Annotated in this window: 19 protein-coding genes; 13 read left to right on the top strand and 6 right to left on the bottom strand. The window is 57.7% G+C overall.

The window, feature by feature from the left end:
• Nucleotides 1-61: 61 nt before the first annotated feature.
• On the top strand, nt 62-484 hold the full coding sequence (locus GGE09_RS15625; RefSeq protein ID WP_309747088.1) for an Rrf2 family transcriptional regulator: 423 nt from the start codon (nt 62-64) through the stop codon (nt 482-484).
• On the opposite strand, the gene GGE09_RS15620 is transcribed toward GGE09_RS15625, so the two are convergent.
• The gene (locus GGE09_RS15620; protein WP_309747086.1) at nt 448-1,647 is read right to left on the bottom strand and encodes an NAD(P)/FAD-dependent oxidoreductase; all 1,200 of its coding nucleotides are present in this window, start codon (nt 1,645-1,647) and stop codon (nt 448-450) included. The two genes, GGE09_RS15625 and GGE09_RS15620, sit on opposite strands and share 37 nt — an antisense overlap.
• A 231-nt stretch (nt 1,648-1,878) precedes the next feature.
• Between GGE09_RS15620 and ileS the strand changes: the two genes are divergently transcribed.
• A complete protein-coding gene (gene ileS / locus GGE09_RS15615) occupies nt 1,879-4,881 on the top strand; it encodes an isoleucine--tRNA ligase (protein WP_309747112.1) in 3,003 nt (1,000 codons plus the stop codon).
• Nucleotides 4,882-4,959: 78 nt separating this feature from the next.
• On the opposite strand, the gene GGE09_RS15610 is transcribed toward ileS, so the two are convergent.
• Genes GGE09_RS15610 through rbfA form a run of 4 tightly spaced genes read right to left on the bottom strand, consistent with a single transcriptional unit; the run spans nt 4,960 to nt 7,584 of the window.
• Nucleotides 4,960-5,469 (bottom strand): DUF1643 domain-containing protein, encoded by a 510-nt coding sequence (locus tag GGE09_RS15610; protein WP_309747085.1) that lies wholly within the window; start codon nt 5,467-5,469, stop codon nt 4,960-4,962.
• Nucleotides 5,459-6,379, bottom strand: a complete 921-nt coding sequence (truB, locus tag GGE09_RS15605) for a tRNA pseudouridine(55) synthase TruB (RefSeq protein WP_309747084.1) — start codon at nt 6,377-6,379, stop codon at nt 5,459-5,461. Before truB ends, GGE09_RS15610 begins: the two co-directional genes overlap by 11 nt.
• 9 nt (nt 6,380-6,388) lie before the next feature.
• Nucleotides 6,389-7,135 (bottom strand): phosphodiester glycosidase family protein, encoded by a 747-nt coding sequence (locus GGE09_RS15600; protein WP_405048560.1) that lies wholly within the window; start codon nt 7,133-7,135, stop codon nt 6,389-6,391.
• Nucleotides 7,136-7,179: 44 nt separating this feature from the next.
• Nucleotides 7,180-7,584, bottom strand: coding sequence for a 30S ribosome-binding factor RbfA (gene rbfA, locus GGE09_RS15595; protein WP_309747083.1), 405 nt, complete (start codon nt 7,582-7,584; stop codon nt 7,180-7,182).
• A gap of 127 nt (nt 7,585-7,711) precedes the next feature.
• On the opposite strand from rbfA, the gene dapB reads away from it, so the two are divergent.
• Nucleotides 7,712-8,521 carry a 4-hydroxy-tetrahydrodipicolinate reductase gene (gene dapB / locus GGE09_RS15590; protein ID WP_309747082.1) on the top strand — a complete coding sequence of 270 codons (810 nt, stop codon included), beginning with the start codon at nt 7,712-7,714 and terminating at the stop codon, nt 8,519-8,521.
• A gap of 25 nt (nt 8,522-8,546) precedes the next feature.
• Here dapB and GGE09_RS15585 read toward each other — a convergent pair whose 3' ends face one another.
• Nucleotides 8,547-8,729, bottom strand: a complete 183-nt coding sequence (locus tag GGE09_RS15585; protein WP_309747081.1) for a DUF1674 domain-containing protein — start codon at nt 8,727-8,729, stop codon at nt 8,547-8,549.
• A gap of 134 nt (nt 8,730-8,863) precedes the next feature.
• Between GGE09_RS15585 and GGE09_RS15580 the strand changes: the two genes are divergently transcribed.
• From GGE09_RS15580 to GGE09_RS15535, 10 genes are all read left to right on the top strand, one after another.
• Complete coding sequence (locus GGE09_RS15580) at nt 8,864-10,150, top strand: transcription antitermination factor NusB (RefSeq protein WP_309747080.1); 1,287 nt, start codon at nt 8,864-8,866, stop codon at nt 10,148-10,150.
• Nucleotides 10,151-10,206: 56 nt separating this feature from the next.
• A complete protein-coding gene (locus GGE09_RS15575) occupies nt 10,207-11,934 on the top strand; it encodes a heparinase II/III family protein (protein WP_309747079.1) in 1,728 nt (575 codons plus the stop codon).
• Between the two features lie 73 nt (nt 11,935-12,007).
• Nucleotides 12,008-13,600: a bifunctional phosphoribosylaminoimidazolecarboxamide formyltransferase/IMP cyclohydrolase gene (gene purH / locus GGE09_RS15570; protein ID WP_309747078.1), complete on the top strand. Its 1,593-nt coding sequence runs from the start codon at nt 12,008-12,010 to the stop codon at nt 13,598-13,600.
• Between the two features lie 13 nt (nt 13,601-13,613).
• Entirely contained in the window at nt 13,614-14,087 is a 474-nt protein-coding gene (gene lspA / locus GGE09_RS15565) for a signal peptidase II (RefSeq protein ID WP_309747077.1), read from the top strand.
• A 49-nt stretch (nt 14,088-14,136) separates the two neighbouring features.
• Nucleotides 14,137-14,682, top strand: coding sequence for a DUF3035 domain-containing protein (locus GGE09_RS15560; protein ID WP_309747076.1), 546 nt, complete (start codon nt 14,137-14,139; stop codon nt 14,680-14,682).
• 93 nt (nt 14,683-14,775) lie between these two features.
• On the top strand, nt 14,776-16,122 hold the full coding sequence (locus tag GGE09_RS15555; protein ID WP_309747075.1) for a pitrilysin family protein: 1,347 nt from the start codon (nt 14,776-14,778) through the stop codon (nt 16,120-16,122).
• Nucleotides 16,119-17,435 (top strand): pitrilysin family protein, encoded by a 1,317-nt coding sequence (locus tag GGE09_RS15550; protein ID WP_309747074.1) that lies wholly within the window; start codon nt 16,119-16,121, stop codon nt 17,433-17,435. The genes GGE09_RS15555 and GGE09_RS15550 overlap by 4 nt, the downstream gene beginning before the upstream one ends.
• Nucleotides 17,436-17,534: 99 nt before the next feature.
• On the top strand, nt 17,535-19,385 hold the full coding sequence (gene mutL / locus GGE09_RS15545) for a DNA mismatch repair endonuclease MutL (RefSeq protein ID WP_405048559.1): 1,851 nt from the start codon (nt 17,535-17,537) through the stop codon (nt 19,383-19,385).
• The gene (locus GGE09_RS15540; protein ID WP_309747072.1) at nt 19,382-20,587 is read left to right on the top strand and encodes a DNA recombination protein RmuC; all 1,206 of its coding nucleotides are present in this window, start codon (nt 19,382-19,384) and stop codon (nt 20,585-20,587) included. Before mutL ends, GGE09_RS15540 begins: the two co-directional genes overlap by 4 nt.
• Nucleotides 20,588-20,668: 81 nt before the next feature.
• Nucleotides 20,669-21,985 (top strand): DUF3422 domain-containing protein, encoded by a 1,317-nt coding sequence (locus GGE09_RS15535; protein ID WP_309747071.1) that lies wholly within the window; start codon nt 20,669-20,671, stop codon nt 21,983-21,985.
• The last annotated feature ends 21 nt before the right edge of the window (nt 21,986-22,006 follow it).

Genomic DNA, 22,006 nt, shown 5'->3' with positions numbered 1-22,006 from the left:
GGATGCGTATTTATTAGGCTTGTTTAATCCGCATTTCAAATGCTAATTATGTCGCATGCAGATGACGAAATTCACAGACTACGGGTTGCGCGTGCTGATGGCGCTGGCGGTGACACAGGAACGCGCCCTTGGCGCAGGGCAGATTGCGGCGCAATACGGGATTTCCCAACATCATGTGGCCAAGATCGCAACCGCGCTGGTGGCGGGTGGCTTTGTGGTGTCCGAGCGGGGGCGCGGCGGCGGGTTGCGGTTGGCGCGGGGGGCGGATCAAATCAGCCTTGGTGCGGTGGTGCGGCATCTGTCTGCGGGGGATGTTCTGGTGGAATGTCTTGGGGTCGGGTCAACCTGCTGCATCGCACCGGCCTGCGGGTTGCGCGGGCCGTTGCAATTGGCGCAAGAGGCATTTTATGCCACGCTCGACGGGTATTCGGTGGCAGATACGGTGGGTCAACGGGCGGCGTTGCGCGGGCTGTTGACCAATTGACCCAGTGACACCAATTCGCCGCTGACCATTTGTTGCAGGATGCTGCGCACAATTGGCAGGCCGCTGACAGGGGCCAGTACATGGTCCCGCAGGATCGGCAAAACCGTGCTGTCGGATTGGTAAAACGGGGTAAAAATCCGGCTAACCCACTGATACACCCGCACATGCCAGCGGCGGTTGCGGGCGTAGATGTCGAGCGCCTCGGGGATTGTGCGATGGTGCAGCGCATCGGCCAGTGCCAGCGCATCCAATAAGGCCATATTCGCACCTTGCCCCAATTGCGGGCTGGTGCGGTGGGCGGCGTCACCGATAAATGCCAGCCGCACATCGGTTGGATTGCGTAGGGTGCCATGGCTGTAACGGGCCATTGTCAGGTCGTCATGGCCGTTCAATTGATCCACATAAGGCGCGAAATCTGGCCAAAGTCTGGCAGCCGCGTTTTTCCAATCGTCAAACGGCGCATCCCGCCAATCGCTGTAACTGTCACGGGGCAAAGACCAGAAAACGGACGTTTTATGCTGGTTTCCATCGGGCAAAAAACCGACAGGCAGCACCCCCGCCATGGTCGAGGCTTTGTGGTAACATTGCGCAAGGGTGTTTTCAGGCGCAAATGGCGTGTTCACCACCCCCCAAAGCGCCCCATACCCCAGCGGGATCGGGCGCATGGGGGATAGGGGGGAATCCACCCCGCTGCCATCAATCACCAGATCATACAGGCCCAAATCGCGGGTATGACTGCGCAGCAAACGCCCCTCGGTCCGGTTTTCGCTGTCAGTGATCGGGGTGGCTGAAACCACAGTTGCCCCTGCCGATGTTGCCGCGTGGTGGACGCAGTCGAACAAGCTGGCGCGGTGCATTGCCAGCCCGAACCGCGCATGTTTGCCGTGATCGTAGCTGACGTTCAGAACCCTGCGTCCGGAACGGGCCTCGACGCCGATCATATCGTGAATGACGTTACCATAGGCCATCGCACGGTCGCCAACCCCAAGGGCGTGAAGCACCATCAGGCCGATGGGTTGCATCACCAACCCTGAACCCACGGGGGCAGGGGTGTCAAACTGATCAAAAACCGTAACACTATGGCCCGCGCGCGCCAGAAAGGCAGCGGCGGCAAGCCCCCCGATACCCGCGCCCGCCACGGCGATTTTGTATTTAACGCTCATCGCTTTTGCATAGCCCGTTTCCCCAGGTTTGTCTTTGCTTGATGTGTCGCATTTCGGTGGCTGGACGGGGCGGTTTTACAGGGCTATAACGCGCCCATGACACGTATATTCGGCAAAGTTCTTCGAATTACCTGCCCGGCGCTCTGATCCAATGAGCGGCCGGGAAAAGGCGCATGGACCCCACCGCGCCGCCCTTTGAAATGACATCAGATAATGACGGAGCCACAAATCATGTGTGCCGAAACCCCCGACTACAAAGACACCCTGCGCCTGCCAAAAACCGATTTCCCCATGCGGGCAGGTCTGCCCAAACGGGAACCCGAATGGCTGGAAAAATGGGCCAAACTGGACGTTTACCACAAACAACGCGCCGAAGCGGGCGACCGCACGCCGTTCATCCTGCATGACGGCCCCCCCTATGCCAACGGGCATTTGCACATCGGCCATGCGCTGAACAAGATTCTGAAAGACTTTATCGTGCGCAGCCAGCAAATGATGGGCAAAGACGCGCGTTATGTGCCGGGCTGGGATTGCCACGGTCTGCCGATTGAATGGAAGATCGAAGAGCAATACCGCAAAAAAGGCAAAAACAAAGACGACGTCCCTGTGATCGAGCTGCGTCAGGAATGCCGCAAGTTTGCCGAGGGCTGGATTGACATCCAGCGCGAGGAATTCAAACGCCTTGGCGTGCAGGGCAACTGGGAAGACCCCTACCTGACGATGAATTTCAGTTCCGAAGCGGTAATCGCCGAGGAATTCATGAAGTTCGTGATGAATGGTGCGCTGTATCAGGGATCAAAGCCCGTGATGTGGTCCCCCATCGAGAAAACCGCTTTGGCCGAGGCCGAGGTGGAGTATCACGACAAAGACAGCTTTACGGTTTGGGTGAAGTTCAAGGTTGTAGAGTCGAATGTAGACGAGACATTGGTAGACGCTGTCGGTGATATCGTAATCGGCACGGAAAAAGTTAAAGAAGAGGCGCGGGAATATGTTCGTCACCGCAATGATGACCTACTAAACTCTTATGTCGTTATTTGGACAACGACCCCTTGGACCATGCCTTCAAACAAGGCTGTGGTTTATGGCAAAGACATTTCCTATGGCTTGTATGAAGTCACGGGCACACCGGATGAAAGCTGGGCCAATGTTGGCGATCGTTTTGTGCTGGCGGATAATCTGGCCGCTGATGTGATGACCAAGGCGCGTCTTGAAGACGGGCAATACACCCGTCTGCGCGATGTGCCCGCGTCCGATCTAGAAGGTCTGGGTCTGTTGCACCCGCTGGCCGGTGCCGAAGGTGGCATGGGTGAATGGGATGACGTGCGCGATTTTCGTGCGGCTGATTTTGTTACAGACACCGAAGGCACAGGTTTTGTTCATTGCGCCCCGTCCCACGGGATGGAGGAATATGAACTTTACCGCGATCTGAACATGCTGGAACAGGTCATCACCTATAACGTGATGGACGATGGGTCTTATCGCAAAGACCTGCCGTTCTTTGGTGGCAAATACATCCTGAACCGCAAGGGCGGCGAAGGCGATGCCAATAAAGCAGTGATCGACAAACTGGTCGAAGTGGGCGGATTGCTGGCACGGGGCAAGGTCAAGCACAGCTATCCCCATTCGTGGCGGTCCAAAGCCCCTGTGATCTATCGCAACACACCCCAGTGGTTTGCAGCGATTGATAAACCCATTGGCGGCGATGATACCTACGGTGAAACCATCCGTGAACGGGCGCTGAATTCCATTGATCAACTGGTGAAATGGACCCCTGTAACAGGGCGTAACCGCCTGTATTCCATGATCGAATCCCGTCCCGACTGGGTGTTGTCCCGTCAACGGGCCTGGGGTGTGCCGCTGACCTGTTTCACCCGCAAAGGGTCACTGCCCACAGACGCAGATTACATCCTGCGCGATGATGCCGTGAACGCCCGCATCGCCGAGGCGTTCCGCGCTGAAGGTGCGGACTGCTGGTACGAAGACGGCGCCAAGGCGCGGTTCCTTGCAGATGACTATCCCCATGAAGACTGGGAACAGGTGTTCGATATTCTGGATGTGTGGTTTGATTCCGGTTCGACCCATTCTTTCGTGGTGCGGGATCGTCCAGATGGGTCGCCCGACGGGATTGCGGATGTGTATCTAGAAGGCACCGACCAGCATCGCGGCTGGTTCCATTCATCCATGTTGCAGGCCTGTGGCACCAAGGGGCGTGCGCCCTATAAGGCGGTTGTGACCCACGGGTTCACGCTGGATGAGAAGGGCATGAAAATGTCCAAATCCATCGGCAATACCATCGTGCCTGAAACCATTGTTAAACAATACGGCGCGGATATTCTGCGGCTTTGGGTGGCGCAAACCGACTTTACAGCAGACCAGCGGATCGGGCCGGAAATCCTGAAAGGCGTGGCTGACAGCTATCGCCGTTTGCGCAATACCATGCGGTTTTTGCTTGGGAACCTCGATGGGTTTAGCGACGCGGAAAAGGTTGATCCAAGTGAAATGCCCGAACTGGAACGTTGGGTGCTGCATCGTCTGGCAGAGCTGGATGACGTGGTGCGCAAAGGGTACGGCGCGTATAATTTCCAGAACGTGCTGCAGCAGTTGTTCCAGTTCTGCACCGTCGATTTGTCCTCGGTCTATTTCGATGTGCGCAAAGATGTTTTGTATTGCGACGCCGAAGACAGTCTGGCGCGGCGCTCGGCGCGTACGGTTTTGAATCTGCTGTTTGAGCGGCTGACCACATGGCTGGCACCGATGCTGGTATTCACCATGGAAGATGTCTGGCTGGAACGGTTCCCGGGCGCGGAAAGTTCAGTGCATTTGCAGGATTTCCCGGACACCCCAAGCGCATGGCGTGATGAGGATCTGGCCGCGAAGTGGGAAAAAATCCGCCGCGTGCGCCGTGTTGTGACCGGCGCGATTGAGGTACAGCGCCGTGACAAGGTGATCGGTGCTTCGTTGGAAGCCGCACCAATTGTTCATATCGGGGATGCCGATGTTCTTGCGGCGCTAAAATCCACGCCGTTTGCCGATCTGTGCATCACCTCTGGCGTGACCCTGACCGACGATCCAATTCCGGCCGAGGCTTTCCGCATGCCGGAAATCGACGGGGTTGGCGTGGTGTTTGAAACCGCTGAGGGTGAAAAATGTCAACGCTGTTGGAAAATCCTGCCAGACGTGGGAACCCACAGTCATGCGGGGACCTGTGGGCGCTGTTCTGACGCGCTTTCTTAAGGATTGCGTAGATTGGATTTTTGATTGGGGCCCTTCGGGGCCCCTTTTGAGTATTTGGGGAACATTGAAGCAGGCGGGTTAAGGCCAGAGCATCGGTTGTGTCGCGTAGGCGATGTAAAGCGGGTGTTTGGGGTGGCCTGCTTTGGACAGGCCGAGGTGGTAGAGCGGTTTGTCTTGGGCGCGCAGCACTTGTTCCATGGCGGGGCCACGGTTCTGGTGCGCGCCGTGGGTGCCCCAACCGCAGACGATACGGTCGGCGGTTTTGGCGGCGGCGAGGATCGCGGCATCGTTTTCCGGGCCGATAGGATCAGGCGCGGCGCGCATGTCGCGTGGGTCGGTGGCGCGGTAGGCGAAGATATTGCAGACGGTAAACCCGCCGAACCCCAGCGTGCGGGCACGGCGCTCGCAGCGTTCAACGGTTGGGTCGTTCTGGACTTCGGTTGCGGTGGACGGGTTGAGCATGACAAACAGCACATGCCCGCCGCTTGTGCTCCATTTACGGGTCAAAGTGTAGCGGAACTGTTCGCAGTCGGAATAGACCGCGACAGAGGCTGCATCGTCTTTCTGGTGGCTGCGTTCAATCGTCATTACGGGGGACAAAGACGCGGTTTGGGTGCAATTCGCCTGCTTTATAGACGCCGATTGCGATGGGTTCGTCGTTGCAGGCCACCCATGCCTCGTCGCCGTATTCAAGATCAGAGGCGATGACCATGGCAGGGTTGCCGTTGCGCAGGCGGGCGGCATCCTCAACGCGGCAGGAAAGGCGGGGCAGGTCGGTCAGGCCCGTTTCCAAAGGCAGCAGGTATTGATCCAGATCAGGTGTTTTTGCCAGCGCGTCGATGGTTTCCAGTGTGATCCCGTCCGAGGTTTCAAACGGGCCGGACCAGATGCGGCGCAGGTGGTGGACGTGGCCGTAACAGCCCAGCATCGCGCCCAGATCACGGGCGATGGCGCGGACATAACCGCCTTTGCCACAAGTGAGTTCCAATTCGACGTGGTCTGCATCCGGACGGGAAACGAAGGTCAGATCCTCGACCCAAAGCGGGCGGGCGGCGAGTTCAAAATCATCGTCACCGCTGCGGGCCATTTTATAGGCCCGTTGGCCGTCGACTTTGACGGCGGAAAACTTTGGCGGGACTTGTTCAATATCGCCAATAAACGCGCCAAGGGCGGCTTTGATCTGATCATCCGTTGGGCGCTGATCGGTTTCGGCAATCACTTCGCCTTCGGTATCGTCGGTGTTGGTGGCCTGCCCCAGACGCACGGTGAAAGTATAGGCTTTCAGCGCGTCGGTGATATAGGGAACGGTTTTTGTGGCCTCGCCCAATGCCACAGCCAGAACGCCGGTTGCATCAGGGTCAAGCGTGCCTGCATGGCCCGCTTTATTGGCGTTCAGCGCCCATTTCACTTTATTCACCACCGCAGTAGAGGTGATTCCAGCCGGTTTATCCACCACCAGCCAGCCCGAAATATCGCGGCCTTTTTTCTTGCGTCCCATAAGCTTGCCCTACTTGTCTGTCACAACACCGATGATCGGCCCCAGCGTAGTAAAGCCAAAGTCCGAACGGTTAAGGTTGGGGGCATACAGGCGCGAAATGTTGCCGTCAAAGTAAAGTGCCTGTGGCAGCTTTAAATAATCGCGGAAAAAGCTGGCGAAAGCGTGGAATGTGACCGAGACATTGGAAATCACAAAGGCTGCGGTCTTGCCATCCGCCGAGGTGCCCACCCCGTTGCGGATATAATGGCTGTCACTGTCAGGCAGAAAGCGCGGGTGCAACGCGCCGTCGATCACCAGCATCGGGCCGGATTGGGTGGCGTGGACGCAGTTGGGTTTTTCATCCAGATACCGCAGGGTTTCAAACACATCGGCACGGTTTTGGCGGATGCACAATACGCCATTGGGCAACAGGCCGAAATTGCCCGGACCTGCATTGGGGATTACTCTTTGCAGTTCTTTACCATCTTCGATGTAATGCCCCACAGGCGCGCGGTCCTCGTGGTACATGCCTGCGTTCATTGCAAAGCCCAGCTTTTTCCCCTGGTCCAGCAACATGCGATCCAGACTGGCGAACTGGCCATAAGGCGTGCCGTCGTCATTGTATAAAAACAGCCCGATCTGATCGGTGGTCATATCAACGGTGCAAACCGTATAGCTGTTGGTCAGATAGGTGACATCGCGGCAAGGGCTATGATCCGTTTGCGCCTGAACAGGGCCAAAAGCGCAGAGCATCAGGAAAACCAGAAAATGTTTCATGCGCTTTATCCTTGATCTTCGGGCTTGGCTTGCAGGTGCGGGGGCTAGTCTGTGTCCCGTTCCAAATCCTGTTTCACACTGGCTTGATCCAGCAGACGACGGGTCTCGTCCATTTGATCAAAGGTGCGGTCATAGACGAACTTTAACTCGGGTGAATATTTCAGGTCGAGGTTTTTATTAATGGAACGGCGCAATTCATAGGTGTTGCGGTTCAGCGCCGCCACGATCTGATCTGCGTTCACGCCGCCAAGGGGCAGCACATGTACGACCGCTTTGCGCAGGTCCGGGGTCGGGCGAACCTCGCCCACGGTAATGGAAACATGGGCCAGTTCGGCATCATGAATGTCACCGCGTGACAGGGTTTCTGCCAGACTGCGACGGATCAATTCACCCACGCGCAACTGGCGCTGGCTGGGGCCGGAATTTGAATCTGATGTACGTTTGGCCATGGTATCCTCTTTTCCTGCCCATTTATGGCAGAATCAGCGCGCGCACAACATGGCTTTGCGTCACGGGGGTTTGACTTTGGCTATGGGCGGGGTAAAGCCGATGCAACACATTAGAAGGAAGAGTACCATGTCAGACCTACCAGCAATTGCGATTGTGGGGGCCTCGGGGCGGATGGGGCAGATGTTGATCCAGACCGTACTGGACAGTGATCGCGCCACTTTGGCCGGTGTCACGGAACGGGCAGGGCATGACTGGATCGGCAAGGATCTGGGGGCCTGCATGAATGGTGCGGATTTGGGCGTGCTGGTGTCGGACGACCCGTTGGAAGTCTTCGCCAAAGCGCAGGCGGTGATTGATTTTACCCGTCCTGATGCCACGGTAGAACATGCGGCACTGGCGGCGCAAGCCCGCGCGGTGCATGTGATCGGCACCACAGGGATGGACGACAGCCACCTTGCAAAACTGTCCGCTGCTGCGCGTCACGCGCCGATTATCCGCGCGGGCAACATGAGCCTTGGGGTTAATCTGTTGATGCAGCTGACCAAGAAAGTTGCCGCAGCGCTGGACGCGGATTTTGACATTGAGGTGGTCGAAGCCCATCACCGTTATAAAGTAGACGCCCCAAGCGGCACTGCCCTGATGCTGGGCGAAGCCGCAGCCGAGGGGCGCGGCGTTGCGCTGGGTGATGTATCAGATCGCGGGCGCGACGGGATCACAGGCGAACGCAAACGGGGCGACATCGGTTTTAGCGCCATTCGCGGCGGCGATGTTGTGGGCGAACATGACGTGATTTTTGCCGCAGACGGGGAACGGATTGTGTTGCGCCATCTGGCAACAGATCGTCGCATTTTCGCCCGTGGCGCGTTGAAAGCCGCGCTTTGGGGGCAGGGCAAAAATCCCGGTGAATATGATATGCTGGATGTGCTGGGCCTGTAATGGCCCAGGGTCGAAAGGGGGCGGATCAGAAGTCTGACACGATCCCTTTCTTTTCCCAATCGCCGAAGCGGGTGGGTTCCGGCCCGTCACGCCCGCCCAGTTCAGACGGCAAATCCTGCGGCTTGGCGGCCGCGCGGCGGGCTTCAGCCTCGGCCAAAGCGCGTTCTGCGGCGGATTGCAGTTTTTTCTGTTTTTGATCGTCGCTCATTTGTGTCTGCCCAATGACTGCTCTATGGATGCTTTTGCACTTTATCCGATTTGGGTTGAATGTAAAAATACACAATTCACCGCATTAATCCGCCCCAAAGGGTTATGATTGGCGTTTCAGCAAAGGGATAACGGATGGCGAAATCATCGACCTCGGCCAGATTTGGCGCAGTTGCGCTGCTTCATGCGGTTCTGATGGAACATCAAATGCTGGGCGATTCGGTCGCACGCGAGGACGGGCCGTTGGCGAAATTGGTGCCATCGGATCGGGCGCGGGCGCAATCACTGGCGGCGCTGACCCTGCGCCATATGCCACGGATTGATGCGGTTTTGGCTGAATTTATGGATCACAAACCACCTTTGCGCGCGCTGAACGCGCTGCGGGTCTGTGCGGCGGAAATTGTTCTGGATGGTATTCCAGCCCACGGCGCAGTGAATGCTGCGGTGGAAATCGCGCGGGCCAGCCAAAAGACCAAACATCTGGCAGGTATGGTGAATGCGGTGGGGCGCAAGCTGGGGGAGTTGGATGTGTCCGCGCTGCAAGACCTGCCCGTGCCCCAACTGCCCAAAGCCCTGCGCGGCGCGGTGGTAAAGGCCTTTGGCGACGGGGCCACACAGGCGATTGAAGCCGCCCATCTGGTGCGCCCGCCGATTGATTTAACCCTGCGCGACCCGTCAACTGCGGCGGAGTGGGCTGAAAAACTGGGGGCGGTTCTGCTGCCCACTGGCAGTTTGCGGCTGCATCAACCGGGGCAGATTTCCACGCTCGAGGGCTTTGACGAGGGCGCGTGGTGGGTGCAAGACGCCGCCGCCGCCACGCCTGTGCGCTTGATGGGTGATATTGCAGGCAAACGGGTGCTGGATGTTTGCGCGGCACCGGGGGGCAAGACCATGCAGCTGTGTGCGGCTGGGGCGGATGTCACGGCGCTGGATCTGTCACCCGAACGGATGCACCGTGTAATGGAAAACACCCGCCGCATGGGGTTTCGCCCTGTAATGGAGGTGGCCAATGCCATGCATTGGACCCCTGACGGACAATTCGACGCCATCCTGCTGGATGCGCCTTGTTCGGCCACAGGCACCATTCGCCGCCATCCCGATCTGCCCTACGTGCGGCCCTCGCTGGATCTGAAACCGCTGCTTAGTTTGCAACAAAACATCCTGCAACGCTGTGCAGGCTGGCTGAAACCTGGCGGGCAGTTGGTCTATGCCACGTGCAGTTTGATCCCCGCCGAAGGGGAACGCCAGATCGCCCGCGCGCTGGAAAATGATACGCTGGTAGAGGCCGAAGTAGACGCGCAGGCGCTGGGTCTTGATCCTGCGTGGCAGATTTCAAGCGGCTCGATCCGCCTGCGGCCCGATTATTGGCCCGAATTGGGTGGAATGGACGGGTTTTACATGGCGCGACTGCACAAGCAGTGATGACAGCGCAGCCCTAACCCCCTATATCTTGTGGAAAATATGGGCGTGGGGCTGATATGACAGGGGTGACACACCTTCTCTGGTATCCAGCGGCGATGGGCGAGGCTTGTCGCCGTCGATGGTTGCGGTTGCGCGACTATCTGGCCCTGCGCGTCGCCCGTTTCGCCGCCCCTGCCACTGCGTTTAAATCCCAGCCCGAACCCCGCTCTTATGGCCTGTCCACCCGTGGGTTGCAGATGCTGGCGGGCAATCATCTGGTGCAGGGGGATGTGGTTGAAATCGGCAAAGATTCCCTGTGGGGGCCGTTGTTGAAAGACCCAGAAACCGCCGCTGATTTGCATGGCTTCGCTTGGCTTGACGATGTGGTTGCAGTGGACACGGCCGAGGCGCGTAAACAGGCGCAGGTCTGGTTGTTTCACTGGATTTCTGAATTTGGCGGCGGGCGTGGTGCGGGCTGGTCCCCTGATGTGACAGGGCGGCGGGTGGTGCGCTGGATCAACCACGCCATCATGATCCTGCATCAGGCCGAAGGTGCGGATTCCCGTGCCTATTTCCGCAGTTTGGGCCATCAATCGCGGTTTTTGATGAAGCGGTGGAAATCCACCCACGCAGGTTTGCCCCGATTCGAGGCGCTGACAGGGCTGGTTTATTGCGGCCTCGCACTTGAGGGCCAAAGCCATGTGCTGGCCCCTGCCTTGCGGGCTTTGGGGCGGGAATGTCAGCGGGAAATATCCGAAGACGGCGGCATCACCAGCCGAAACCCCGAAGAATTAATGGAGATTTTCACCCTGCTGTCATGGGTCAATCAAGCGGTCAGCACGCAAAGCAGTGGCATCAACCCTGAAATCATCCGCGCGCTGCAACGGATGGCCCCTGCCATTCGCGCATTGCGTCTGGGGGATGGTGCGATGGCGCGGTTTCACGGCGGCGGTGCGGGGCAGGCGGAACGGATTGATCAGGCGCTTGCGGATGCGGGAATCGGATCGCCGGCCCGAAACGGTGGCGCGATGGGATTTGCGCGATTGTCGGCAGGCGGCACAGTGGTTTTGATGGATGCGGACAAAGTTCCGACCACGGGGGCACCGGACCGCGCCCATGCCTCGACTCTTGCGATTGAACTGTCATCTGGGCGGATACCTGTGCTGGTGAATATGGGCGCGGCCAAGGGGTTTTCCGCCAAGCTGCGCAGTGCCGCGCGGGCCACGGCGGCCCATAGTGGTGTGACTGTGGCGGGCGCGTCCCTTGCGCGGTTCGCAGGTGCGGGGTTTGTGCGGCGCATCTACGGGCAACAGTTGATCGAGGCCCCGCGCAAAATTACCATTCAGCGCGACAATAACCAATACGGGCAGGCGGTTCGGAGCTCTCATGATGGGTACGGCCAGTCCCACGGGTTGATCCACAGCCGTGAAATCGCCCTGCTGCATTCTGGAAACGAAGTTCAGGGCCACGACCGTATCATAGCCCAGACCACCGCTGAAAAAGTCCGGTTCGCCAAAGCCGCAGAACAACGGGATTGGGATCACGAGCTGCCTTTTGCCGTCCATTTCCGTATCCATCCAGATGTGAAGGTGGATCTGGATATGGGGGGGACTGCGGCATCGTTGACCCTACCCAATTCGGAAATCTGGATTTTGCGGGCCTCGGGGCTGAAAATGGCGTTGCACGACACCATATTCTTTGAACATGGCAGATTGGTGCCCCGCGCGACAAAAGAGGTTGTGGTCACGGGCGCCGTTGTTGCGTATGAGGGCGCCATACGCTGGACTCTGTCGCGCCCGGCTTGATGGAACGGTCTGATTGAACGGGCTGAACTGCCCCCAAACGCGCGGCCTTTGACACAAGGAATGAACTGCTCTCATGTCCCAAAACCTGCAACCGATGCGCCGCGCGCTTTTGTCTGTTTCCGATAAAACCGGATTGATTGAACTGGCCACGGCCCTGAATGCCAAAGGTGTGGAACTGCTGTCCACGGGCGGCACAGCCAAAGCAATCCGCGATGCAGGCCTGCCTGTCAAAGACGTGGCGGATGTGACGAAGTTTCCCGAAATGATGGATGGGCGGGTGAAGACCCTGCATCCGATGGTACATGGCGGGTTGCTGGCCCTGCGCGATAATGCGGATCACACAGCCGCTATGGATGAACACGGCATTGATGCAATTGATCTGCTGGTGGTGAACCTCTATCCGTTCGAAGCCACGGTTGCAGCGGGTGGCGATTATGAAACCTGCATCGAAAACATCGACATCGGTGGCCCTGCGATGATCCGCGCCGCTGCCAAAAACCACGGGTTTGTATCGGTTGTGGTTGATGTCGAAGATTACCCTGCATTGCTGGCCGAGTTAGAGGTCAACGCAGGCCAGACCAGCATGGGGTTCCGCCAAAATCTGGCCCAAACCGCTTATGCGCGCACGGGCGCCTATGATGCGGCGGTGTCCACATGGATGGCTGGCGCGATCAAACAGGACGCACCACGGCGCAAGGCGATTGCCGGCACGTTGGCGCAATCCCTGCGCTACGGTGAAAACCCGCATCAGTCTGCGTCGTTTTACACCGATGGCAGCACGCGCCCCGGAGTGGCAACAGCCCAGCAGCATCAGGGCAAGGAACTGTCCTACAACAACATCAACGACACGGATGCGGCCTTTGAACTGGTGGCGGAATTTGATCCGGCAGACGGCCCTGCCGTTGCCATCATCAAACACGCCAACCCCTGCGGCGTGGCCCGCGGCGCGACCTTGGCTAAGGCGTATCAGGCCGCGTTTGACTGTGACCGTACTTCGGCCTTTGGCGGCATCATCGCGCTGAACCAGACGCTGGACGAAGCCACCGCCAAGCAGATCGTGGAAATCTTTACCGAAGTGGTGATCGCCCCTGATGTAACCGACGAAGCCAAAGCCGTTTTCGCCGCCAAAAAGAATCTGCGTTTGCTGACCACAGGTGGTTTGCCAGATGTGCGCAGCGCGGGCCAGACGTGGAAACAAGTGTCGGGCGGATATCTTATTCAGGACCGCGACAACGGGTTTATCATGCAGTCTGATCTGAAGGTTGTGACCAAACGCGCCCCAAGCGCGCAAGAACTTGCCGATCTGTTGCTGGCGTGGAAGATCGCCAAACACGTTAAATCTAACGCCATTGTCTATGTCAAAGACGGGGCCACTGTGGGCGTAGGTGCCGGCCAGATGAGCCGCGTTGACAGCACACGGATTGCCGCACGCAAATCTCAGGATATGGCTGACGTTCTGGGGCTGGATGCACCGCTGACCAAAGGGTCTGTTGTGGCATCTGACGCGTTCTTCCCGTTTTCTGACGGATTGCTGACTGCCGCCGAAGCAGGCGCAACAGCGGTGATCCAACCGGGCGGGTCCATGCGCGACGACGAAGTGATTGCAGCAGCGGATGAGGCGGGCTTGGCCATGGTCTTTACCGGCATGCGCCACTTCCGCCACTAAAGGGAATTTGATCATGCGGCGCATTTTGACCATGAGCCTTGGGATTTTCGGGCTGGATCAGGCCACCAAATTTTTGGTGGTCGAAATGCTGGATCTGAAAACACGGCTGGCAATCAACGTGCTGCCGCCGCTGATCAATTTTCGAATGGCGTGGAACGAAGGTATTAATTTCGGGCTACTGTCTGGCCTGCAAATCGACGCCATGCGCTGGATTTTGATTGTGATCTCGATCATTGTGTCTGTTTGGGTGCTGTGGTGGGGGCGTAAATTCACCAGTTGGTTCGGCGCGTTTCTGATTGGCTGTATCGTTGGCGGTGCGCTGGGCAATACGGTGGATCGGCTGGTCTATGGCGCTGTTGCGGATTTTCTGAATATGTCTTGTTGCGGCTTTAGAAACCCGTTTTCCTTTAATGTGGCAGATATCGCTATTTTCATTGGGGCCTTCGGTCTGGTACTGTTTTCCGAGCGGCTTCACAGAAAGGCGTGACGACAGATGAAAACTGCGATAAAACACCAAAAATCGCGTGGGTGAGAACATGAAAGCCATGAAAATTTCCGGTTTGAAATGGATAAGCGCACTTGTCGTGGCAAGTGCGGTGGCCGGGTGTGACACCTCGCAAGGCATTGGCCGGTTTTTTGCGGGGGATGTTTCTGATGTTGGCCCCGATGAATTCGGGATCGTTCCGACAAAACCGCTTGAATTGCCTGATGATCTTGTGACCTTGCCCGAACCCACACCGGGCGCGCGCAATCGCACGGATTTGCTGCCGGAACATGACGCGGTTGCAGCCCTTGGTGGTAAGCCGGAACGTCTGGACAGCACCACCGTTGGCGCTGGTGAAGGCGCTTTGCTGGCGGCAGGCACCCGCAATGGCACAACCCCGGAAATCCGCACAGTTCTTGCCGAGGAGGATGCAGATTTCCGTGAAAACAACGGTCCTTTGTTCCTGCAACGTCTGTTTAAAGTGAACACATACCTTAAGACCTATGAAGGTCAGACCCTGAAAGCGCGCAACACAAACGAGCTGATGCGTCGCAGCAATGTGAAAACCCCAAGCGTTTCACCGGAAAGTGAACGTTAAACGCCGCTTGCGACGTTATTTCCGTGCATCAGCGTTGAATGTGGCAGGCAAAACTCTACTGTCTGGGTATCTTTCATTCACAATGGGGGCCCCATGATTTTCAGGGCTTTGAGTATCGTGTGTTCTGTGGTTGCGCTGCCCATGATGGTGCAGGCTGAAACAGGCAAAGTCAGCACATTTTCGCTGGATAACGGATTAAAAGGCATCGTGATCGAAGATCACCGTGCGCCGATTGTCACCAATATGGTCTGGTATAATGTGGGTGCCGCGGATGAACCGCCCGGCATGTCAGGTGTGGCGCATTTTCTGGAACATCTGATGTTCAAGGGCACCAAAACCTTGAAGCCCGGTGAATTCAGTAAGATCGTCAAGGACAACGGCGGCGTGGATAATGCGTTCACCTCGTTTGATTACACTGGGTATTTTCAACGGGTTGCGGTGGATCGCCTGCCTTTGATGATGCAACTGGAAGCAGACCGGATGCGCAATCTGGTGCTGACCGAAAATGAAGTCCTGACCGAACGCAATGTGGTGCTAGAGGAACGCAACTCGCGCACAGAAAGTGACCCCGGCAGTCTGTTTCAGGAACAACGCCGTGCGGTGATGTTCATGAACCATCCCTACCGCACCCCCGTGATCGGCTGGCGGCATGAGATCGAACAGTTGAATCTGGACGATGCCATCGCCTTTTACAAAACCTATTACGCGCCCAATAATGCCACGCTGGTTGTGGCTGGGGATGTGACCCCCGAACAGGTGAAAACACTGGCCGAAGAGTATTTCGGCGCCCTGAAACCCTCGGAGAATATCCCGCCGCGCATTCGCCCACAGGAACCGCCCCATCTGTCACCGATCCGCATGACTTTCAGCGATCCGCGCCAGTCCCAGCCCTATATCGTGCGCAGCTATCTGGCCCCCAAACGGGTGTCTGGCGATCAATCCGAGGCAGCGGCCCTGACCATGTTGTCCTATCTGTTGGGCGGCTCTGGCATATCGTCGGTTCTGGGGCAAAAGCTGCAACTGGATCAGAAACTGGCCGTGTATACGGATGCTTGGTATGATTCCATGTCCTATGACCCTGAAACCTTTGGCATGTACGCCATGCCCCGTCCGGGTGTGACGTTGGAACAGTTGGAAACCGCGATGGATAAAGTGCTCGCCGATTTCCTGAAAGAAGGCATTGATACCGAACATCTGGCCCGCCTGAAAACGCAGATCGCCGCCGAAGACATTTATGAACTGGACGACCAATCCGGCGTGGCGCGCACCTACGGGCAGGCGATTACCGCAGGTCTGACAGTGGCTGACGTACAAAGCTGGTCGCAAACCCTGCAAGCGGTTACGCCTGACGATATTATGGCGGCTGCGGCCAAGGTTCTTAACTTGAAAAATTCGGTGACTGGCCTGATGCTGGCCCCAACGGAGGAGCGTTCAGAATGATCCGGTTTATCGCAGCGGCCTGCTGTACGGTTGTGCTGGCATTGCCCGCCACCGCCCAGCAAAAAATCGAAGAAGTCACCAGCGCGGGCGGGATTAAAGCCTGGCTGGTGAATGAACCCTCTATCCCGTTTATTGCCCTGCAAATCGCTTTTCGCGGTGGCACCTCGCTGGATACAGACGACCGTCTTGGCGCAACGAACCTGATGGCAGGCCTGTTGGAAGAAGGTACAGGCGATATGGATGCGGCGGCCTATCTGCGCGCCTCTGAATCGCTGGCGGCCAACTTTGGCTTTGACGCGGGGCGCGACAGCGTGCGGGTCAGTGCCCAAGTACTGAAATCCAACGCGGATGAGGCTTTGGCCCTGCTAAAACAGGCGATTGTATCCCCCGCATTCAACGAAGCGGCGATTGATCGGGTGCGGGGTCAGGTGATTTCCAGCATCGAAAGCGCGCTGAAGGACCCTAGCGCGATTGCTGAAAAGACCATGGCCAGAATTGCCTTTGGCGATCACCCTTATGGCCGCCCGTCTGACGGCACCGTTGAAAGCGTCACATCGCTGACCCAAGCCGATTTGATCGCTGCCCATAAAGCAGCGCTAAGCCGTGATCATCTGGTGATTGGCGTGGTGGGCGATGTGACCGCAGCGGAACTGGGGCCAATGCTGGATGCCTTGCTGGGCGATCTGCCCGCAACCGGTGCCGCGTTGCCGAAAGCCGTGAAATTTGCGGCCCCTGCGGGGGTGACTGTGGTGGATTTCCCGACGCCCCAATCGGTTGCAATCTGGGCGCAGGATACGGATATCAACCTGCAACACCCTGATTTCATGCCAACGTATGTGATGAATCACATTCTGGGTGGCGGTGGTTTTGGGTCACGCTTGACCGAAGAAGTGCGCGAAAAGCGCGGGCTGACCTATGGCGTTTATTCCTATCTGAATTGGATGGAAGCGACGGAATATATGGGTGGCTCTGTGGCCTCGGGTAACGGGACCATCGGACAGGCGATTGACGTGATACGGCACGAATGGGCGCGGATGGCGTCTGGCGGTGTGACTGCTGAAGAGTTGGAAAAAGCCAAGAAATACCTAACGGGCAGCTACGCCCTGCGCTTTGACGGCAATTCCAAAATCGCGCGGATTTTGGTCAGCAGCCAGATGGATCACTTCCCGATTGATTATGCCGCCACCCGCAATGATCGGGTGAATGCGGTCACCGTCGAAGACATCGCCCGCGTTGCCAAAGAAGTATTGCACCCCGATGCCCTGCAATTTGTGGTGGTCGGGCAGCCCGAAGGCGTTGTCAGTACCGAGTAAACAGCTGATAAAACCGGGGTCGCCGATCTGGCGGCCCTAATGTTTCATTAACTAAATCCCCATGTGCGAATCGCGGGGGTTCCTGCTATTTGTAGTGGTATGAACGTGCCAGACCCCCAAATACAGCCAACCCGCCCGCCGATCCGCCAATTGGATGACGCCGCCGCTAACCGTATTGCGGCAGGCGAGGTGGTGGAACGCCCCGCCAGTGCCATCAAGGAGCTGGTGGAAAACGCCATTGATGCCAATGCGCGGCGCATCGAAATTGCTTATGGCGATGGCGGCAAAACTCTGTTGCGGGTCAGCGATGACGGATATGGCATCCCTGCCGATCAACTGACGCTGGCCCTGTCGCGCCATGCCACATCAAAAATTGACGGATCAGACCTGCTGAACATCCACACTTTTGGCTTTCGCGGAGAGGCTTTGCCTTCCCTTGGGGCGGTTGGGCGGTTGTCGATAACATCCCGCGCCGAAGGGTCGGACTCTGCGGCGCAGATCGCTGTGAACGGCGGCGAAATGTCGGCGGTGCGCCCTGCGGCCCTGTCGCGCGGCACCGTGGTGGAATTGCGCGACCTGTTTCATGCGACGCCTGCGCGGTTGAAATTCCTGCGTACCGATCGGGCCGAAAGTGGCGCGATCATTGATGTGATCAAACGGCTGGCCATGGCCGAACCGCTGATCGGCTTTACCCTGCGGGATGTTTCGGGCGGCGGTGAAGGCCGCGTGGTGTTTCAGGTGGAACAACAGACCGGTGATCTGTTTGACGCGCTGCACGCACGGCTGGCGAAAATTTTGGGCACAGATTTCGCCGCCAATGCGCTGCGCATTGATGCGGAACGGGAAAACATCGCAATTACCGGATTTGCCAGCCTGCCAACATATTCCCGTGCTTCTGCTACGGCGCAATATATGTTTGTGAATGGCCGCCCTGTGCGCGACAAAGTGTTTTACGGCGCGATCCGTGGGGCCTATTCCGACTTTTTGCACCGCGAACGCCACCCTGCGCTGGCGCTGTTTCTGGAATGTGATCCCACCCTTGTGGATGTGAACGTCCACCCCGCCAAATCCGAGGTCCGCTTTCGCGATCCGGGGTTGGCACGCGGGTTGATCGTCAGCGCCCTGCGCCACGCTTTGGCAGAGGCTGGACACCGTGCATCGACCACAGTAGCAGATGCAACCCTTGGCGCATTTCGCCCCGAAAACACCCCCGTTGCGCCCGTTTACCAGATGGAATCGCGCGGGACGTCATTCATGCCGATGCGCCCGCAATCCTACGCGCCACCACCGCCCCAAAACGGCTTTGGCGAGGTCAGTCCAACCTATTCCGCGCGGGTCGAAGTGATCGACGAAACCCCCGTCACTGCCAGCCAGCCACTGGGGGCTGCGCGGGCGCAAGTGCATGAAAACTATGTGATTGCCCAGACGCCCGACGGGATTGTGATCGTCGATCAACACGCGGCCCACGAACGGCTGGTCTATGAACGGCTGAAACGCCAGATGGAGCAGAATGGTGTGGCCGCCCAAGCCTTGCTGATCCCTGAAATTGTCGAACTGGATGCCGGCACCCAAGCCAATGTTCTGGCCGCAGCGGATGAACTGGCTCAATTCGGGTTGGTAATCGAAGACTTCGGCGGCAACGCCATTTGTGTGCGCGAAACCCCCGCTTTGCTGGGCGAGGTGAACGCAGCAGCCTTAATCCGTGACATCGCCGATGAGCTGGCCGATCTGGACCAGACCCAAACGGTGAAAGACCGGATTGAGGCAATCCTCAGCCGTGTGGCCTGTCACGGTTCGATCCGATCGGGTCGTTTGATGCGGGCCGAGGAAATGAACGCCCTGCTGCGCGAAATGGAGGCTACGCCCCATTCCGGTCAGTGCAACCACGGACGGCCCACCTATGTGGAATTAAAGTTGACCGATATTGAAAAGCTGTTTGGCCGTCGATGATTACACTTGGAACGTATGTGATTGAACCGATGATGCTGGCCCTTTTGGGGGGCGCTGTTGTGCTGCTGATGTTGCTGTTTTTCGGCCTGCGGGCGTCAAACCGTGCGGCGCGGGCGGCAGAGCCTTTGGCCAATCAGATGTTGATGATGGGCGACGCGCTGCGCATTCTGAACGAAAGCCAACATGTGTTAAAAGGCGGGCTGGACAGTCTGTCCCAATCCCAAGCCCAATCCATGCAGACAGTAGAGGCGCGGTTGTCAGGGGTGCAACAGCAGATGCAGGAAAAACTGCATGAAAACGCATTGCGCTCTGCGCGGTCTTTGGCGGATTTACAGGCGCAGATGCGCGACACGCTGCATGGCAGCAGTGAAAAAACCACCAAATCCCTGACCCAGTTGCAAGAGCGTCTGGCGACCATAGATAAAGCGCAGGTGAATATCGAAAAACTGTCCAGCAACGTTTTGTCTTTGCAGGATATCCTGTCCAACAAACAAACCCGCGGGGCCTTTGGTGAAATTCAGTTGAATGACATCGTGCGCAAGGCGATGCCGCCCGATGCGTTTTCGTTTCAACAAACCTTAAGTAATGGCAAAAGGGCGGATTGCCTGATCCATTTGCCCAATCCACCGGGTCCGATTGTGATCGACAGTAAATTCCCGCTTGAAGCCTATGAAGCGATCCGCGCGGCGGAAAATCCGGCGCAGGTGCAACTGGCCGCGCGGGATATGCGCACGGCTTTGCGGGCCCATATCAAAGCCATTTCTGAAAAATACATCATTGAAGGCGAAACTGCTGACGGTGCCTTGTTGTTCCTGCCGTCCGAGGCGGTTTACGCTGAATTGCACGCAAACTTCCCCGAAGTGGTGCGCGAAGGATTTGCAGCGCGGGTCTGGATCGTGTCGCCGACCACCTGTATGGCCACACTGAACACCATGCGGGCGGTTCTGAAAGATGCGCGGATGAAGGAACAGGCGGGTGCGATCCGCACCGAACTGGGCCTGTTGCACAAAGATGTGGAACGGCTGGAATCCCGCGTGTTCAATCTAGATCGCCATTTTGGTCAGGCGTCAAAAGACATTGAGGAAATCAAGATTTCTGCCACCAAAGCTGGCGGGCGGGCGCGGCGGTTGGAAGCCATCGATTTTGACCCGATTGAAGATGACATCGCCGACCCTCTGACGCCGATTGCAGGCGATAAATAGCGAACGCTGCGTCAAGTTGCGTCTTGCAAGCGGGCCCGTTGCGGTTTTGACTGCGAAACCTTTCAAGTTTCGGAACTCAACATGCCTTTGTCCTCGATCACGCCCCATCCAGACCGCATTGCGCTCAGCAATGAACTGCACGCGCGGCCGTTTCCAGTGTTGCAGGCGCCCAGCCGTGCGGCCTCTATTGCGGTGGAGCGGGATACAACCCACCCCGACAGTGATCGCGACCATCTGATTGCCCTACTGGATAGATACGGCGCGCCCCACCCAGCACCTGATGCGGCCCATCACGGGGTTGATCTGGGCAAGGTTCATTTGAAATGGGAACGGCATTCCGAATTCAACACCTACTCGCTGTTTGCTGATGGCCTGTCCGAGGTGCCGTTTGACGGGGCTTTGTTCGATTATTTTCCTGACAAATGGCTGGCTGCCAGCAAAGGGCGGCTGTTGTCCTCGGTTCTGGTGCGTTTGGAATATGCGGCCAGCGAACAGGATGTCAGCGCCCGCGTGGCAGAAGTGGCCGCCGACTGGTTTCACGCCGAGGCCACAGCGGCGTCGTTTGTGTTGGAACGCGGGGCGGCGATTGTCGGGGACTTTCGGCTGGATGCGAAGGAAAACATCCGTTTTGCAGTGTTCCAGATCGGTGCGACGGGCGCGAACCGTATGGGGCGGATCGTGCAGCGTTTGATTGAAATCGAAACCTACAAAGCCATGTCCATGCTGACCCTGCCCATCGCGCGGGACGTGTTTGCGCGGCTGTCTGATCTGGATCGGGATTTGGGGCAGGTGGTCAACGAAATGACTGATACTTTTGAAAATTCCCACGATGAACTGGATCGGTTACTGGATATTTCCAGTCGGGTTGAAAGCTTTTCCGCTGACACCGCCTATCGGTTTACCGCGGCCGAGGCCTATTCTGCGCTGGTACACCAGCGTGTCACAGTCCTGCACGAGGAACGTTTGGCGGGGTATCAGTTGTTTTCCGAATTCATGATGCGCCGCTTTGAACCTGCCATGCGCACTTGCCAGTCTGCGTCCAAACGGCTGGCAGATATTTCGGCCCGTGCGGCGCGGGCGTCCGATTTGCTTAGCACGCGGGTCAGTGTGGACGCCAATGACCAGAATCGCCGTATTTTGAAACAGATGGACACCCGTGCCGCCCTGCAATTGCGCTTGCAGGAAACGGTCGAGGGTCTGTCCGTGGTGGCGATCAGTTATTATGCGGTGAACCTTCTGGCCAAGCTGCTGGATCCCGTGGCCGGCACCTTGAATATATCGTCCAAATTACTGGGGGCAGGGCTGGTGGTTCCTGTCGTGCTGGTGGTCTGGCTGATGGTGCGCAACATTCGCAAGCTGGCGGAAAAGCGGGCTAATGGGGCGGCGCCGCCCAGTTAGGTGCCAAACCAACCGTTTAGC

Source organism: Roseobacter sp. N2S, assembly GCF_031454055.1.
Taxonomy (GTDB): Bacteria; Pseudomonadota; Alphaproteobacteria; order Rhodobacterales; family Rhodobacteraceae; genus Amylibacter.
The sequence above is the reverse complement of the archived record's forward strand: the minus strand, read 5'-3'. Positions and strand labels throughout refer to the sequence as shown.

What these genes read in the sequence shown, in the direction of transcription:
- GGE09_RS15625 (WP_309747088.1), top strand. Translation starts at nt 62, where the DNA reads ATGACGAAATTCACAGACTACGGGTTGCGCGTGCTGATGGCGCTGGCG.
- GGE09_RS15620 (WP_309747086.1), bottom strand. Translation starts at nt 1,647, where the DNA reads ATGAGCGTTAAATACAAAATCGCCGTGGCGGGCGCGGGTATCGGGGGG.
- ileS (WP_309747112.1), top strand. Translation starts at nt 1,879, where the DNA reads ATGTGTGCCGAAACCCCCGACTACAAAGACACCCTGCGCCTGCCAAAA.
- GGE09_RS15610 (WP_309747085.1), bottom strand. Translation starts at nt 5,469, where the DNA reads ATGACGATTGAACGCAGCCACCAGAAAGACGATGCAGCCTCTGTCGCG.
- truB (WP_309747084.1), bottom strand. Translation starts at nt 6,379, where the DNA reads ATGGGACGCAAGAAAAAAGGCCGCGATATTTCGGGCTGGCTGGTGGTG.
- GGE09_RS15600 (WP_405048560.1), bottom strand. Translation starts at nt 7,135, where the DNA reads ATGAAACATTTTCTGGTTTTCCTGATGCTCTGCGCTTTTGGCCCTGTT.
- rbfA (WP_309747083.1), bottom strand. Translation starts at nt 7,584, where the DNA reads ATGGCCAAACGTACATCAGATTCAAATTCCGGCCCCAGCCAGCGCCAG.
- dapB (WP_309747082.1), top strand. Translation starts at nt 7,712, where the DNA reads ATGTCAGACCTACCAGCAATTGCGATTGTGGGGGCCTCGGGGCGGATG.
- GGE09_RS15585 (WP_309747081.1), bottom strand. Translation starts at nt 8,729, where the DNA reads ATGAGCGACGATCAAAAACAGAAAAAACTGCAATCCGCCGCAGAACGC.
- GGE09_RS15580 (WP_309747080.1), top strand. Translation starts at nt 8,864, where the DNA reads ATGGCGAAATCATCGACCTCGGCCAGATTTGGCGCAGTTGCGCTGCTT.
- GGE09_RS15575 (WP_309747079.1), top strand. Translation starts at nt 10,207, where the DNA reads ATGACAGGGGTGACACACCTTCTCTGGTATCCAGCGGCGATGGGCGAG.
- purH (WP_309747078.1), top strand. Translation starts at nt 12,008, where the DNA reads ATGTCCCAAAACCTGCAACCGATGCGCCGCGCGCTTTTGTCTGTTTCC.
- lspA (WP_309747077.1), top strand. Translation starts at nt 13,614, where the DNA reads ATGCGGCGCATTTTGACCATGAGCCTTGGGATTTTCGGGCTGGATCAG.
- GGE09_RS15560 (WP_309747076.1), top strand. Translation starts at nt 14,137, where the DNA reads ATGAAAGCCATGAAAATTTCCGGTTTGAAATGGATAAGCGCACTTGTC.
- GGE09_RS15555 (WP_309747075.1), top strand. Translation starts at nt 14,776, where the DNA reads ATGATTTTCAGGGCTTTGAGTATCGTGTGTTCTGTGGTTGCGCTGCCC.
- GGE09_RS15550 (WP_309747074.1), top strand. Translation starts at nt 16,119, where the DNA reads ATGATCCGGTTTATCGCAGCGGCCTGCTGTACGGTTGTGCTGGCATTG.
- mutL (WP_405048559.1), top strand. Translation starts at nt 17,535, where the DNA reads ATGAACGTGCCAGACCCCCAAATACAGCCAACCCGCCCGCCGATCCGC.
- GGE09_RS15540 (WP_309747072.1), top strand. Translation starts at nt 19,382, where the DNA reads ATGATTACACTTGGAACGTATGTGATTGAACCGATGATGCTGGCCCTT.
- GGE09_RS15535 (WP_309747071.1), top strand. Translation starts at nt 20,669, where the DNA reads ATGCCTTTGTCCTCGATCACGCCCCATCCAGACCGCATTGCGCTCAGC.